Source organism: Haliscomenobacter sp. (genome assembly GCF_040403615.1).
GTDB lineage: Bacteria > Bacteroidota > Bacteroidia > Chitinophagales > Saprospiraceae > Haliscomenobacter.
In genome coordinates this window covers 22,752-36,248 of the sequence record NZ_JBBAKG010000059.1, presented here as the reverse complement: position 1 = coordinate 36,248, position 13,497 = coordinate 22,752, and the positions used below count along the sequence as shown (strand labels likewise).

At 44.9% G+C, this 13,497-nt stretch carries 14 protein-coding genes; 13 read left to right on the top strand and 1 reads right to left on the bottom strand.

Features of this window, described 5'->3' with window-relative positions; all coding sequences use genetic code 11:
* Nucleotides 1-41 precede the first annotated feature (41 nt).
* The 13 genes from ABW391_RS18345 to ABW391_RS18285 all read left to right on the top strand — a co-directional run bounded on the left by ABW391_RS18345 (nt 42) and on the right by ABW391_RS18285 (nt 13,210).
* A complete protein-coding gene (locus ABW391_RS18345) occupies nt 42-1,184 on the top strand; it encodes a glycosyltransferase family 4 protein (RefSeq protein ID WP_353483361.1) in 1,143 nt (380 codons plus the stop codon).
* Nucleotides 1,185-1,194: 10 nt separating this feature from the next.
* Nucleotides 1,195-2,388 (top strand): glycoside hydrolase 100 family protein, encoded by a 1,194-nt coding sequence (locus tag ABW391_RS18340; RefSeq protein WP_353483360.1) that lies wholly within the window; start codon nt 1,195-1,197, stop codon nt 2,386-2,388.
* Nucleotides 2,389-2,471: 83 nt separating this feature from the next.
* Complete coding sequence (locus tag ABW391_RS18335; RefSeq protein WP_353483359.1) at nt 2,472-3,038, top strand: helix-turn-helix domain-containing protein; 567 nt, start codon at nt 2,472-2,474, stop codon at nt 3,036-3,038.
* 4 nt (nt 3,039-3,042) lie between these two features.
* Nucleotides 3,043-5,703: an ATP-binding protein gene (locus tag ABW391_RS18330; RefSeq protein ID WP_353483358.1), complete on the top strand. Its 2,661-nt coding sequence runs from the start codon at nt 3,043-3,045 to the stop codon at nt 5,701-5,703.
* Entirely contained in the window at nt 5,700-6,134 is a 435-nt protein-coding gene (locus ABW391_RS18325; RefSeq protein ID WP_353483357.1) for a response regulator, read from the top strand. Before ABW391_RS18330 ends, ABW391_RS18325 begins: the two co-directional genes overlap by 4 nt.
* Nucleotides 6,135-6,246: 112 nt before the next feature.
* Nucleotides 6,247-6,432 (top strand): Thivi_2564 family membrane protein, encoded by a 186-nt coding sequence (locus ABW391_RS18320; RefSeq protein ID WP_353483356.1) that lies wholly within the window; start codon nt 6,247-6,249, stop codon nt 6,430-6,432.
* An 82-nt stretch (nt 6,433-6,514) separates the two neighbouring features.
* Nucleotides 6,515-7,369: a universal stress protein gene (locus tag ABW391_RS18315; protein WP_353483355.1), complete on the top strand. Its 855-nt coding sequence runs from the start codon at nt 6,515-6,517 to the stop codon at nt 7,367-7,369.
* Nucleotides 7,370-7,511: 142 nt separating this feature from the next.
* Nucleotides 7,512-7,985, top strand: a complete 474-nt coding sequence (locus ABW391_RS18310) for a hypothetical protein (RefSeq protein WP_353483354.1) — start codon at nt 7,512-7,514, stop codon at nt 7,983-7,985.
* 190 nt (nt 7,986-8,175) lie between these two features.
* Nucleotides 8,176-8,517 (top strand): cupin domain-containing protein, encoded by a 342-nt coding sequence (locus tag ABW391_RS18305; RefSeq protein ID WP_353483353.1) that lies wholly within the window; start codon nt 8,176-8,178, stop codon nt 8,515-8,517.
* Between the two features lie 53 nt (nt 8,518-8,570).
* Entirely contained in the window at nt 8,571-9,257 is a 687-nt protein-coding gene (locus ABW391_RS18300; RefSeq protein WP_353483352.1) for an outer membrane beta-barrel protein, read from the top strand.
* 157 nt (nt 9,258-9,414) lie between these two features.
* Nucleotides 9,415-9,594 (top strand): hypothetical protein, encoded by a 180-nt coding sequence (locus ABW391_RS18295; protein ID WP_353483351.1) that lies wholly within the window; start codon nt 9,415-9,417, stop codon nt 9,592-9,594.
* A 216-nt stretch (nt 9,595-9,810) separates the two neighbouring features.
* On the top strand, nt 9,811-10,857 hold the full coding sequence (locus tag ABW391_RS18290; protein ID WP_353483350.1) for a glycoside hydrolase family 130 protein: 1,047 nt from the start codon (nt 9,811-9,813) through the stop codon (nt 10,855-10,857).
* Complete coding sequence (locus tag ABW391_RS18285; RefSeq protein WP_353483349.1) at nt 10,847-13,210, top strand: glycosyltransferase; 2,364 nt, start codon at nt 10,847-10,849, stop codon at nt 13,208-13,210. Before ABW391_RS18290 ends, ABW391_RS18285 begins: the two co-directional genes overlap by 11 nt.
* An 18-nt stretch (nt 13,211-13,228) precedes the next feature.
* Here the strand turns inward: ABW391_RS18285 and ABW391_RS18280 are convergent.
* Nucleotides 13,229-13,497, bottom strand: a 269-nt coding sequence (locus ABW391_RS18280; RefSeq protein ID WP_353483348.1) for a helix-turn-helix domain-containing protein, incomplete at its 5' end; no start/stop codon positions are given.

Sequence of the window (13,497 nt, the reverse complement as noted above, 5' to 3'; positions counted from 1 at the left end):
CATTGCACCATGAAAACATTGCACCATGAAAATATTACAAGATGAAAATACTGTTGCTGTATGACTATCCACCTTCTCCTGGAGGTCTTGCCACCCAGGGAGATTTATTATACCGTGGACTGTTGAGTTTGGGCGTTGATGTCCACGCAGTCCACCTTGAGTCCGCTCAAGAAAAGGAATGGTACTATCGTTGGTTCGAGCCAGATGTCGTTGTTGGTGTGGGGTATTGGGGTCATACCCCCCAATTGGTACTTCACCCACAACGCTTTGGTCGATTGGCTGTCCCGTGGCTGGTAGCCGATGGTTACATTGCCAATTATCAGAAGGTTTTAAATGAACTGCCCCTGATTTTGGTCACTTCCCATTGGGTCAAAGAAATGTACGTACGCGATGGAATCAGCGCAGACAACATTGAAGTTTTGCCGGTAGGCTGTGATACAGATGCTTTTATCCCCTTTCAAAAAGAAGACCCTAAAATCCAGGCAGTTCGCGATTCGCTGGGCATCACGCCAAATCAGTTGATGATCCTCACGGTAGGAGGTGATGCAGCTTCCAAAGGTGCACAAGAAGTGATGCAAGCGCTTGCCCGCATTGATACGCAGTTGCCCGATTGGGAATACGTCTGTAAAGTATGGCCTCAACCCCGCACCTTGTTGCAAAACCAGGAAGATTTGGCAATGGCTAAATCTTTGGGAATTGACAAAAGTGTGACCTACGCCACCAGCATTACTTCCAGAGATTTTATGCCTTACCTGATTGGCGCCTGCGACATTTATGCTGCGCCTTCACGGTTGGAAGGTTTTGGCATGCCCCAAGTAGAAGCGGGTGCCTGCGGAAAGCCTGTCATAAGCATCAAGGCCATGGGAATGTTGGATACCCTCATTGATGGAGAAACCGCACTTCTGGCCAGTGTTGCGCAGAAAATAGTAGTAAACGAAGTAATCCTGGGGAGTGAGTCCGGCTTTGAAGGTGAAAGCAGGGTGATCTTTGATGAACCCCGAACCGTCGATTACCGGGCCAGCGTACCAGACCTCAGTCAGCATTTGATGACCCTGATGCATGATCCGGCTCTGCGTGATAAAATGGGTAAAGCCGCCAGAACAAGAGTTGTGGAGAACTTTGACTACCGCGTAGTAGCAAAAAGATTCGTGCAGTTAATGAATGAAAAATTGGGAATAAGCTAAAACCAGTGATATGAAAACCATCAATGATCCAGAAGTAGAAAACGCCAAAGCCGCCGCCCTGGAAGTATTGCTCTACAACGCTCATGGCCCATACCAGGGGCTTCCCCGTACTGCGGGTTGGGGGTATCCAGAGCCGTATACCCGAGATTTGATGTTCTCCATCCTGGGCATTGCGGTGTCCAATAATCAAAAATTAATTGACATTATGCGGCGGGTACTCGAAACCCTCGCTGAAAATCAATCCCTACGGGGACATATTCCCTCTCTGGTACACGACAAAGAAGACCGGGGAGCAAGTGATTGTACACCCCTGTTCTTGTTGGCCGTTGGCATTTTTAGAAAAATGACCGGCGAGTCGGATTTTCTTGAAGCAGCCGTTCAAAAAGCACTGACCTGGATGGAGTACCAAAGCCCCTCTGACCGCTATTTGGTTGCGCAGCAACCCACCAGCGATTGGCGCGACGAACAATGGGTGATGGGGTATGGGCTTTTTGTGAATACTTTGGTTTATAGTTACTTGAGATTGCTGGGACAGCCTGAACGGGCCGCATTGGTGCAGCGGGAAATGAGCCGTTTTACCATCACGGGCGGCACCATGCACCACCACGTACACGAAGGACTGGTGGTCAAGCACAAACCCTACTATGCTTTTTGGTCTTATAAAATCCACAGCAGCGAACGCTTTGATTTGCTGGGCAATAGCCTCGCAATCCTCTCCGGAATCGCCTCGCCCTCCCGGGCAGATGAAATGATTTCCTGGATTGAAGCAGAGTGCGAGCACATGAAAGAAAGAGGCGAATTGGCCATCGACTTACCTCCCAATTTCTTCCCGTTTACCAATCCTGAAGACCCCGATTGGCACACGCGTTACGCCTCGTACAACAATCCTGGAGAATACCACAATGGCGGCATCTGGCCTTTCATTTGTGGAATATACATAGCCGCCCTGGTGGCTGCAAAGCGCTATGCCCTGGCAGCCGAAAAACTTCAGGTTTTGACCCAGGCCATGAAACTGACCCGTACTGCCAATTTAGATTATGGATTCAACGAATGGCTGAAGGCGCAAGATGGCAAACCCATGGGGCAAGATTGGCAAACCTGGAGTGCAGCGCTTTACCTCTACGCTGCCAAATGTGTAGAAGAACGAAGAACACCGTTTTTTGATGAAATACGCGAAGGTGTAGCGCTGAGCCAAAACCTGTGAATAATGTAACATTTTTCTGGAATTGTGTAACGTTTGCAAACCCAACAGCACGTACTTTGAGTACTGGTGAAAAATAACTCAATTTGAAATTGTACATCAAATACATGGTGAGCATCCGTTGCAAAATGATGGTGAAAGACGAGTTGAAAAAACTTGGTCTCCACTTCATTATTGTTGATTTGGGTGAAGTGGAAATCATGGAAACACTTACTGCTGAACAACATCGGCAATTGAAAGCGGGGTTGCTGGAATCAGGATTGGAATTGATGGACGATAAAAAAGGCATTCTGATTGATAAAATCAAAAACGTGATCATCGAAATGGTACACTATGCCGATGAATTGCCAAAGACTACTTTTTCGGAATACCTGGCTGAAAAGCTCCACTACGATTACACCTACATGGCCAACCTCTTTTCCGAAGTCCAGGGTACCACCATTGAGCATTTCATCATCGCACACAAAATAGAACGGATCAAAGAACTGATCATTTACGACGAACTCAACATCACCGAAATAGCCTGGAAAATGAACTACAGCAGTGTGGCACATTTGTCCAACCAGTTTAAAAAAGTTACTGGCTTATCGCCATCGCATTTCAAAAAATTGAAGAACAAACGAAGAACACCAATTGATGAAATCGAAAACTGAAAACATGGCTGTATGCAATCGTGAACTTGTCTGCAAAAAAAATGCAGAGAGCGAGTCTCTTTTTAGGCATATTCTGGAGCAAGCCAAGGATCCCGTTTTGATTCTCAAAGGAAAAAACCTGGTGTTGGAATTGGCCAATGCAGCAGTCTATACCGCCTGGAATGTAGGGCCTGAAGTATTGGGTAGTCCTATTTTGGAAATTGTACCCGAATTAGACGATCAACCTTTTTTGGACGTGCTGTTGGGGGTTTTACACAATGGGGTCACCAGCTACGGGTACAACCAGCCTGCCCATTTCATGCGTAGAAAAAAGGAAGATAAAATGCTTTTCTACAATTTTGTATACGAACCCTATCGGGAAGAAGACCGAACCATCAGTGGTGTGATCATCTCGGCATCGGACGCATCTACCCAGGATTTAACCTTGCAAGCCATTGAAAAGCAGGACAGTTTCACCGCCTTATTTTCGGGTTTGAAGCAAACTACAAGTTTAACCAAAAAGCATTCGCCTCAACATAAATTAATGGAATCGGAAATACCTTCAACTACCCCCCCCAACCTGGATAGTGAACAATTGCGCGCTCTTGAACTGGAAGAGAAAGTAACTGAACGTACCCTTGAACTGATCAAAGCGAACAAAGTCCTTCAACAAAAAAACCAGGAGATTATTGAGTCCAAAGGCAAGCTTTTTTCGGTGTACGCACGCAGCTTGATTGAAGCGAGCTTGGATCCCTTGATCACCATCAGCACCGAAGGCAAGATCACCGATGTGAATAAGGCCATGGTCAAAATCACCGGAATACCCCGTCAGAAACTGATCGATACCGACTTCAGCATTTACTTCACTGAGCCAACCAAGGCCATTGAAGTGTACAAAGAGGTGTTTGCCAAAGGCTTTGTCACCAATTATCCCCTGACCATCATTGATGGCAAACTAACCGAAGTGTTGTTCAATGGGTCTTTGTACAAAGACGAGCAAGGCAAAGTCCTTGGTGCGGTAGTGGTAGCCCGGGACATTACTGAGCAAAAAGCGATCGAAAAAGAATTGATTGAGGCAAAAGTATTTGCGGAATTGGCGGCAGGAATGGCCGAAGAAGCCAAACGAAACGCGGAAAGTGCCACCTCGATCGCCGAAGATGCCCTGAAAGCAAAGCAACAGTTTTTGTCGAACATGAGCCACGAGATTCGTACGCCCATGAATGCGATCATCGGGTTTACCAAAGTAGTGCTGAAAACTGAGCTCTCGGACAAGCAAAGGGAATACATATCGGCCATCAAAATCAGTGGCGATACCCTGATTGTGCTCATCAACGACATTCTCGATCTGGCCAAAGTAGATTCAGGGAAAATGACCTTCGAGCTAACTCCTTTCCGCATGGCCTCCTCTATTTCCGCCATGTTGCATTTGTTTGAAGCGAAAATTCAGGAGAAAAACCTGGAATTGATCAAAATATACGACCCGGAAATCCCCGAGATTTTGCTGGGTGACCCCGTTCGCTTGCACCAGATCATCCTTAATCTGGTAGGCAATGCCGTAAAATTTACCAACAAAGGAAGCATCTCGATCAGTGTAAGGATGCTGCATGAAAATCAAGAATCTGCCACCATTGAGTTTTCGATTACCGATACCGGACTCGGAATTGCGCCGAATAAGCTGGAATCAATTTTTGAAAACTTCCATCAGGCTTCCAGTAGTACCTCCAGGCTGTACGGTGGAACCGGACTTGGCTTGGCCATCGCCAAGCAATTGGTAGAAAAGCAAGGTGGAACCATTTCCGTAATCAGTGAGATAGAAAAAGGTTCTACCTTCAGCTTTGTATTGAGTTTTAAAAAAACCACTGAGGAAACCGCCAGAGAAATTCCCCTCACCGAACTGGATACCGACGCCAAAAACATCAAAATACTGGTGGTGGAGGACATGCCCCTCAACCAATTGCTGATGAAGACCGTGTTGGATGATTTTGGGTTTGAACGAGACATTGCAGCCAATGGAAAAATCGCCGTGGATAAAATGCGGGTAAAATCATACGACGTCATTTTGATGGACTTGCAGATGCCTGTCATGAACGGTTTTGAAGCTACAGAGTACATCCGGAATACCCTGCATTCTCAAGTCCCCATCATCGCTTTAACCGCCGATGTGACCACGGTCGATTTGGCAAAATGCAAAGCCATAGGTATGAACGATTACCTTGCTAAACCCATCGATGAAAGGCTGCTGTACAGTAAAATTATTGGAATAGTAAACAAGACAGCTTTCAATACGGTATCCAAAGTGCTGGAAAATGAACTGATCAAGAAAATAAAGTGTACCGATCTGGAATACCTCATTCAGCGCACCAAAAACGATACCGGGATGATCATGGAAATGATTATCGCATACCTCGAACAGACTCCGCCCTTGATCCTTTCTATGAAATTAAGCTTGGAGAACAAGGATTGGGACGCCCTGTACGCAGCCGTGCACAAAATCATTCCCTCTTTTTTGATCATGGGCATCAGCCCCGATTTTGAAAGCATGGCCAAAAAAGTACAAGAATATGCCCGCGCTCAATTGTTGACCGATGGAATCTCTGATATGGTAAGTCAACTAGAAAACGTATGTGTACAAGCTTGTCTGGAATTGGAGGAAGAATTGCAGCGGATTAAGAGCAACAAGCCATGAACAACGAAAAGAAAATCAAACTTTTTTTGGTAGACGACGATGCCGTGTTTTTGAAATTGCTGGAATTTGATTTCCTCCAACATGGCGATTTTTTGATTGAAACCTTTGCCACTGGTGAACTTTGCCTGCCAGAGCTTCACCAGGGCCCCGATGTAATCATCCTGGATTATTATCTTGACGGAATTGATAAAAACGCGATGAATGGAATCCAGACCCTGGATGAAATCAAAGCAGTCAACCCGAATATTCCGGTGGTGATGTTGTCTTCCCAAGACAGCATTGATGTGGCCATCAATTGTATGCACCACCATGCATTCGATTATGTGGTGAAAAGTGAAACGGCTTTTGTTCGGCTGCAAAAAATCATTACCTCTATATTCAAGTACGATAAAATGCAGAAAGAATTGAATTGGTACATGGATCGGATGTAGGACAGTAGCCCTGAGGGTAATGTGTGAATGATGCAATTCATTTCAAAAATTGTGTAACAGCCTGGAGGGCGAACGGGCTTAACTTTGTAACCATCACTCTAAAATCTCAAATATGCCACTTATCAATGTCATCATTGCCTTAATCGTTGTAGGCGTTATTCTCTGGTTGATCAACACCTACATTCCCATGGATCGCAAAATTAAAAGCCTCCTCAATATAGTCGTGGTGATCTTCACCGTGCTTTGGTTGCTTCGCGCCTTTGGGGTTCTCGATAATCTGACCAACATCCGCATTTAGGCACGCTGAAAAACCTGGTTTTGGGCTTCCTTGCCCAAAGCATCAGGTTCTGCTCTTTTAACTCCAATAAATCTTTCGACCAATGGATAAGATAAAAAACATCATCGTTCCAACCGATTTTTCAGTGACGGCTCGCAATGCGTACCAATACGCGCTCGGTCTGGCCGAAGCGTTGGATGCCAGCATCACCGTAGTACACGTGAAAGAGTACTTCATCCCCGTTTCGGAGCTCAACGTCGCGCCATTTACAGAAACCAATGAAGATTACCTGAACGAGGCCATTGATAATTTCATTACTGAAGAATACATTGATGACGGCGATACCCTAACCCAAAGCAAGGTAAAACCCCAAATCCTCAGAGGCAATCCGGTGAGTAGTCTCCTGGAGCTGTCTGCTCAGGAAGACACCGATCTGATCGTGATTGGTACCACCGGACTTCAGGATTTTATCACCCAAATCAGTGGCTCGGTTTCGGTTCAGGTAGCCAATCGTGCCCATTGTCCAGTGCTTCTTGTACCCCGTGACGCCCCCTGGATGGGGATGGAACAACTGATGTACGCCAGCAACTTTGAGTCGATGACGCCCAATATGATTGGAGAAGCAACCGATTTTGCGCGCTTTTTTAAATCTACTACCCATTTTGTACACGTTGGTGCAGCAGGGTATGAAGCAGATAAAAAAGAAGTAGCCATCAATTGGGATCATCTCTTTTCCCAAATAGACGCCCACTTGACCTACCGGACGCATTCCATTTTTGGCGGTAATACCACAGCCGAATTGGAGAAATACGCAAAAACGCACCACATCAACCTGACGGTTTTTGTAAGTAAACACCGCAGTTTTTGGGCAAATCTGTTCCACAAAAGCATCATTCAAAGCATGGCCATTGCTACCGAAATCCCCATGTTGGTGATGCATGTAGAAGATGAATGGTAAGCGCTTCAAATTGACCAATGATCTCTGGACAAAATGTGGGAATAATGTAATTCTCAGTAGGAATTTTGTAACACTTCATTCCCATTTTATCCGGTTCTTTGCAATATCTTCTTCCCAATCCTAAAAAATCAAATGAAATACAATGAAAAAATCAATTTTTAACCTCGCTATTCCGATCACTTTATTTGCAGCATTGCTATTCACAGGCTGCCAGTCACCTGCTCAAAAAGTAGACAATGCTGAAACCAATGTAAATGACGCCAATCAAAATCTGAAAGACGCCAAAGCGGATGAAATGGTTGCCAACAAAAAAGCAGTTGCCGCTGAAGAGTGGAAAGCCTTTCGGGCCGAAACCGAAATCAAGATCAAAGACAACGAAGCACGCATCACGGAGCTGAGAGCGAAAAAGAAAACCACTGGTAAAACGCTCGATGCGGCTTATACCCAACGGATCGACACTCTGGAACAAAAAAACCTGGATATGAGAACCATGATGGACGATTACGAAAGCACCAATATCAGCAGTGACTGGGAAGAATTCAAACGTGAATTCAACCACGACATGGAAGAGCTTGGAATGGCCTTGAAAAACCTGACGGTGAGCAATAAGAAGTAAGTAGGTCAATATTTTAACTTGACTTGCAGCTTCGCTGCTTATTTTTTTACCACCTTAGACACCTCAGGTACCTCAGAATCACTTAAGAAAAAAGTATTCTCAGGCGACACTTAGTTGTCTGAGGTGCCTTAGGTGGTGAATAAATAAACTTCTCCCAGTAATTTTAATGTTTGAATCAAAAGAAAAAACCATGGATGTCGTTCCCGAAGTTGAAAAAGCAAAAGTCCTCATTACAGTGGAAATCATTGAGTATGTGCCAAATGCTGTGGTCATAAAAACCATCCTCAAAAAATCAACGGGAAACATCAGCGTAATGTCTTTTGATAGCGGCGAAGGTTTGACCGAAAGAACCACTGCTTTTGACACCTTCGCCCAAATCATCGATGGCAAAGCCGAAATCGTGATCAGAGGAGTATCCAACTTTCTGGAAACAGGGCAATCCATCTTAATCCCGGCACATGCCCCCAACTACGTCAAGCCCAATGGCAGATTCAAAATGGTGTTGACCATTATCAAAAGCGGCTACGAATAGGCCGTACCCCCATTTGATTGCATTTTACACTTCACTACAATAGACTAAACAACATGAAAAATTTAATCATGGCACTGATCTTGTCAATGACTGCGGTATCCGCTATGACACAGGTCACCCTGCTTCAACCTACCCAGCGCGGCAATTTTGTAATCGGTTCTCGCATCGGGTTTTCAACTGCCAAATCATCTGTGGATGTACAATCTACCACGGGTTCAATCAAAGGAGACGGAGGCAGCTCTGCTCAGTTTAATTTGTCTCCGGGAATTGGTTATTTCTTTGCCCAAAACTTTGTGGTGGGCATTAGTATGGACTGGCTAAAGACGAACAGTAGTACCGGTGTTGATCTGAACGGCGGTACTTTGGCGCCTCAAAAATCAGAAAATAACAATGTGCTTTTTGGGCCATTTGTCCGCTATTTTTTCCCTACAGGTGAAGACAAAGCATTTTTTCTGGGTACTACAGTTGGTTTTGGCAATTCAAAAAATCAATTCGTCAGCAATAACACCACTCAAACAATCAATAACAGTTTGTTGACGATTGGTGTTGGCCCCGGATTTACGATCTACTCTAAAAATGGCCTGGCGCTGGAAGCGTTGGTGAAATACAATTTTGCGCGCAGCAACAGTGAGATCAATGTCCAGGACGTCAATAGAATCTCGAAAACCTGGACAAATGCGGTAGATTTTTCCGTAGGGATTCAGTATTATTTTGGAGGGTTTAAGGCAGCATTGAAATAACAAATATACAATCAATGTTTTGTAAATGTGTGAATGATGCAACTTATTGCCGGAATTGTGTAACGTTTTTTCTTCCGCGGCACCTACTTTTGTTTAGCCTTAAGTAAAACGTCGAAATTTCAAACCATAAAATTTCACAACCTTAAAATTCAACACAATGAGCAAGGACAAAGGATCAAAGAACCATAAAAAAGCGCCAGCAGACAAATCATCTGGTAAATCGAAAGAATCGGATTACAAATCTGAAGGCAAAAGCGGATCTGCTGCCAACCCCAACTTGGAGGTATTTGCCCCCAAAACTGACCCCAAGACAGGTGGTGGCAAAAAGAAGTCATAGACTAAGTTACAGCGCAATATTTTGAATGACCCAGAATAGAACACATGCTGGGCAACCCAAACTTCCTTATTCTTCTCGCATCCTCTTGAAAAACAAGTGCATTGCGAGACTATTGTAGTCCCAAACTACCCCACTATCGGTCTGATTGTCGATGTCATAGTTGGCAATCAGCACCAATAGCAGGCTGTTATCTTCTTCCTTTTCCAATCTATACCCATGATAACTGTTACAAAGCACGGCGTCATTTTAAGGAAAACCAACCTTGAATTTGAAAACGAAGGTGTACTCAATCCCGCCGCAATCCGGGAAGGAGACAGTGTGCATCTCTTTTATCGTGCGGTAAGCAAAGGCAACTACTCCACCATAGGCTACTGCAAATTGAAAGGGCCAATGGTTCTGGAAGAGCGACGTACTTCGGCTCTGATCACCCCGGAATTTTACTACGAATCTCATGGCCTGGAAGATGCCCGGATTGTCAAAATTGACGACCTGTACTACCTCACTTACACCGCTTACGACGGAATCAATGCACTGGGTGCATTGGCTACCTCCAAAGACTTGCAGCATTTTGAAAAGTATGGCTTGATTGTACCTCAAATCACCTATGATGAATTCAGTCAGCTTGCCCAGGCAAAAGGACTGATCAATGAGAAGTACTTGCGCTACAATGAGCACAAACGACTACTCGAAAAAGAAGAAAAACAGGCACTGCTTTGGGACAAAAATTTGATTTTTTTTCCCCGCAAAATCGACGGCAAGTTCTGTTTTTTGCACCGCATCAAGCCCGATATACAGATTTTGGTCTCTGTACAGGATTTAAAAGAACTTACCCCGGAATTTTGGAAACAGTATTTTCTGCGTTTTGACGAATGCATTGTACTTGCACCTGAATATGATCACGAAGTCAGTTACATCGGAGGCGGATGCCCACCCATTGAAACTGCAGAAGGCTGGTTGATTATATACCATGGCGTGCACGATGCCGTTTCAGGATATGTATATTCCGCTTGTGCCGCCTTACTCGATCTGAATGACCCCCGCAAAGAAATTGCCCGACTGCCTTATCCCCTATTTAAGCCCGAACTAGAATGGGAACTAAAAGGCGAAGTCAACAATGTTTGTTTCCCTACCGGAACCGCCTTGTTTGACGATACGCTTTACATTTATTACGGAGCAGCAGATGAACGCATCGCCTGTGCTTCCGTGAGTTTAACCGATCTCCTCGCGGAGTTATCGCTAAATAGAAAAGAACATGCAAAATGAAATCACTTTTGAGATCAGAAAACCAAATGTACTTACCCACAAATCAGAAGTGGCGGTCAAAAAAAGCATAGAAAGCCTTCTGGTTAAACAAAAGCTCCCTGAAATTTTATTTGTTAGTTCATATCCGCCCAGGGAATGCGGTATCGCCACCTACTCTCAAGATCTGATCAAGGCCTTGAACAACAAATACCGCAATTCATTTTCGATAAAGGTATGCGCCCTGGAATCTGGCGAATCCAATTTTGTTTACCCTCAGGAAGTTAAGCACACCCTGAATACCAATGATTATCCCAGATACCTCGAATTGGCCCATCAGATCAATATAGACCCCTCAATCGATCTGGCTGTGGTGCAACACGAATTTGGTTTTTTTCAGGGCAAAGGCGAAGCGGCGTTTCTCCGGTTTTTAAATTGGCTTACCAAACCCGTTATCGTCGTTTTTCATACGGTTTTGCCCAATCCTGACCTGGCATTGAAGGAAAAAGTCAGGAGCATTGCATTGGCGAGTGCTTCTGTAGTGGTCATGACCCAAAACGCTGCCCGTATCTTGCGGGAAGAGTACGGTGTACCTAAACTGAACATCGAGGTTATTCCCCATGGTACCCACCTGGTGCCTCACTTGGATGCAAACCTGTTGAAAGAAAAATACGGCCTGAGTGGTCGCAAAGTGCTCTCCACTTTTGGTTTGCTCAACTCGGGAAAAGGCATCGAAACCACCCTGAATGCCCTACCTGCGATCATCAAAGTCAATCCTGAAGTTTTATTCTTGATCATCGGCAAGACCCATCCAAGTGTAGTCAAATCAGAAGGCGAAAAATACCGCGACCTCTTGCAAGCCAAGGTCAAAGAACTTAATCTTTTCCATCACGTGATTTTCATCAATCGGTACCTGCCACTTGAGGATTTATTGGAGTATTTGCAGCTTACGGATTTGTACTTGTTTACCTCCCGCGACCCCAACCAGGCCGTTAGTGGCACCTTTTCTTATGCGATGAGTTGTGGTTGCCCCATCATTTCTACGCCAATCCCACATGCACAGGAAATGCTGACCAAGGATACAGGCATTATTGTGGATTTTCAAAATGCCGAGCAGCTGGCCGACGGGGTCAATCGTTTGATGAGCGATGATGACCTGCGCATGGCCTTCCGATCCAATGCTTTGCAACAGATTGTACCAACCGCTTGGGAAAATTCCGCAATCGCCCACGCCTTGTTGGTTCAAAAAACCACTACGCCAATCAATTTTATGACGCCAATGCCTCACTCTCGCTATGGTCATCCTGAAAAAATGGTCTTGAAAAACCGCCTCCCGGTAATCAACCTGGAGCATGTCAAGAAGATGACCGATGAATTTGCCATGTTTCAGTTTGCAAAGATCAATCAACCCGATCCCGAATCGGGATACACTCTGGATGACAATGCCCGGGCACTGATCGGCATGTGCATGCATTACGAAACCACCCGATCCAACGAAGACTTGGCCTACTTGGATACCTACCTGAATTTTATTAAGTTTTGCTTGCAACCAGGTGGGAAGTTCCTGAATTATGTCAATACGGATCGCGATTTTACCGAACAAAACAATACCACCAACCTGGCCGATTCCAACGGCAGGGCCATTTGGGCACTGGGTTTTTTGCTTTCTAAACGGGCGTTCCTGCCCAAGGAAATGGCGATTAAAGCCGAAATGGTCATGGAACGTGCCTTGATCCAGGTGAATGAGATGCATTCTACACGGTCGATGGCTTTTGTGATCAAAGGTTTGTATTACAGCACCCGCTCAAAAAAATCCGACAAAAATACCGCACTGATCATCATGCTGGCCAATCGCCTGGTGCAAATGTACAAGCACGAATCAGAGCAAGACTGGCGCTGGTATGAGGGGTATTTGACTTACGCCAACAGTATTCTGCCCGAAGCCATGTTGTGTGCCTGGTTGGAAACCGGCGAAGTCATTTACAAAGAAATTGCCCTGGAATCATTCGATTTTTTGTTGTCGCGTACATTTGATCAATCGGGCATCAAGGTGATTTCCAACCAAAGCTGGTTGTACAAAGGCCAAGAAGCGGCTCTTCATGGCGAGCAACCCATCGACGTGGCGTATACCATCCTTACCTTGAGCAAATTTTATGATGCTTTTCGCGATGAAAAATATTTGCATAAAATGGAAACCGCTTTCAATTGGTTTCTAGGCAACAACCACTTGCACCAGATCATTTACAACCCCTGTACAGGTGGTTGTTACGATGGACTGGAAGCGAAACAGGTCAACTTGAATCAAGGTGCAGAATCGACGCTCAGTTACCTAATGGCCAGACTGACCATGGAAAAATACCATTCGGTAAATGGATAAGCTCCTTATTAAAAAGGCTTATAAGTTTTCAAGATTGTTTTTGCGTTTTTGTTTCAATTGCTTATAAAAAGAAGGAGAAAGGCCGGTTATCTTTTTAAACTGGTTGGACAAATGAGCCACGCTGCTGTACTGAAGTTTATAGGAAATCTCGGTAAGGGTCAATTCATCGTACAGCAGCAGCTCTTTCACTTTTTCTATTTTGTGCAGAATGATGAACTGCTGGATGGTGATTCCTTTTACCTCCGAAAACATATTAGATAGATAAGTATAATCGTAGCCCAACTTTT

Bases quoted from the DNA above. Each gene is read 5' to 3' on its own strand.
- ABW391_RS18345 (WP_353483361.1), top strand. From the start codon at position 42: ATGAAAATACTGTTGCTGTATGACTATCCACCTTCTCCTGGAGGTCTT.
- ABW391_RS18340 (WP_353483360.1), top strand. From the start codon at position 1,195: ATGAAAACCATCAATGATCCAGAAGTAGAAAACGCCAAAGCCGCCGCC.
- ABW391_RS18330 (WP_353483358.1), top strand. From the start codon at position 3,043: ATGGCTGTATGCAATCGTGAACTTGTCTGCAAAAAAAATGCAGAGAGC.
- ABW391_RS18325 (WP_353483357.1), top strand. From the start codon at position 5,700: ATGAACAACGAAAAGAAAATCAAACTTTTTTTGGTAGACGACGATGCC.
- ABW391_RS18320 (WP_353483356.1), top strand. From the start codon at position 6,247: ATGCCACTTATCAATGTCATCATTGCCTTAATCGTTGTAGGCGTTATT.
- ABW391_RS18315 (WP_353483355.1), top strand. From the start codon at position 6,515: ATGGATAAGATAAAAAACATCATCGTTCCAACCGATTTTTCAGTGACG.
- ABW391_RS18310 (WP_353483354.1), top strand. From the start codon at position 7,512: ATGAAAAAATCAATTTTTAACCTCGCTATTCCGATCACTTTATTTGCA.
- ABW391_RS18305 (WP_353483353.1), top strand. From the start codon at position 8,176: ATGGATGTCGTTCCCGAAGTTGAAAAAGCAAAAGTCCTCATTACAGTG.
- ABW391_RS18300 (WP_353483352.1), top strand. From the start codon at position 8,571: ATGAAAAATTTAATCATGGCACTGATCTTGTCAATGACTGCGGTATCC.
- ABW391_RS18295 (WP_353483351.1), top strand. From the start codon at position 9,415: ATGAGCAAGGACAAAGGATCAAAGAACCATAAAAAAGCGCCAGCAGAC.
- ABW391_RS18290 (WP_353483350.1), top strand. From the start codon at position 9,811: ATGATAACTGTTACAAAGCACGGCGTCATTTTAAGGAAAACCAACCTT.
- ABW391_RS18285 (WP_353483349.1), top strand. From the start codon at position 10,847: ATGCAAAATGAAATCACTTTTGAGATCAGAAAACCAAATGTACTTACC.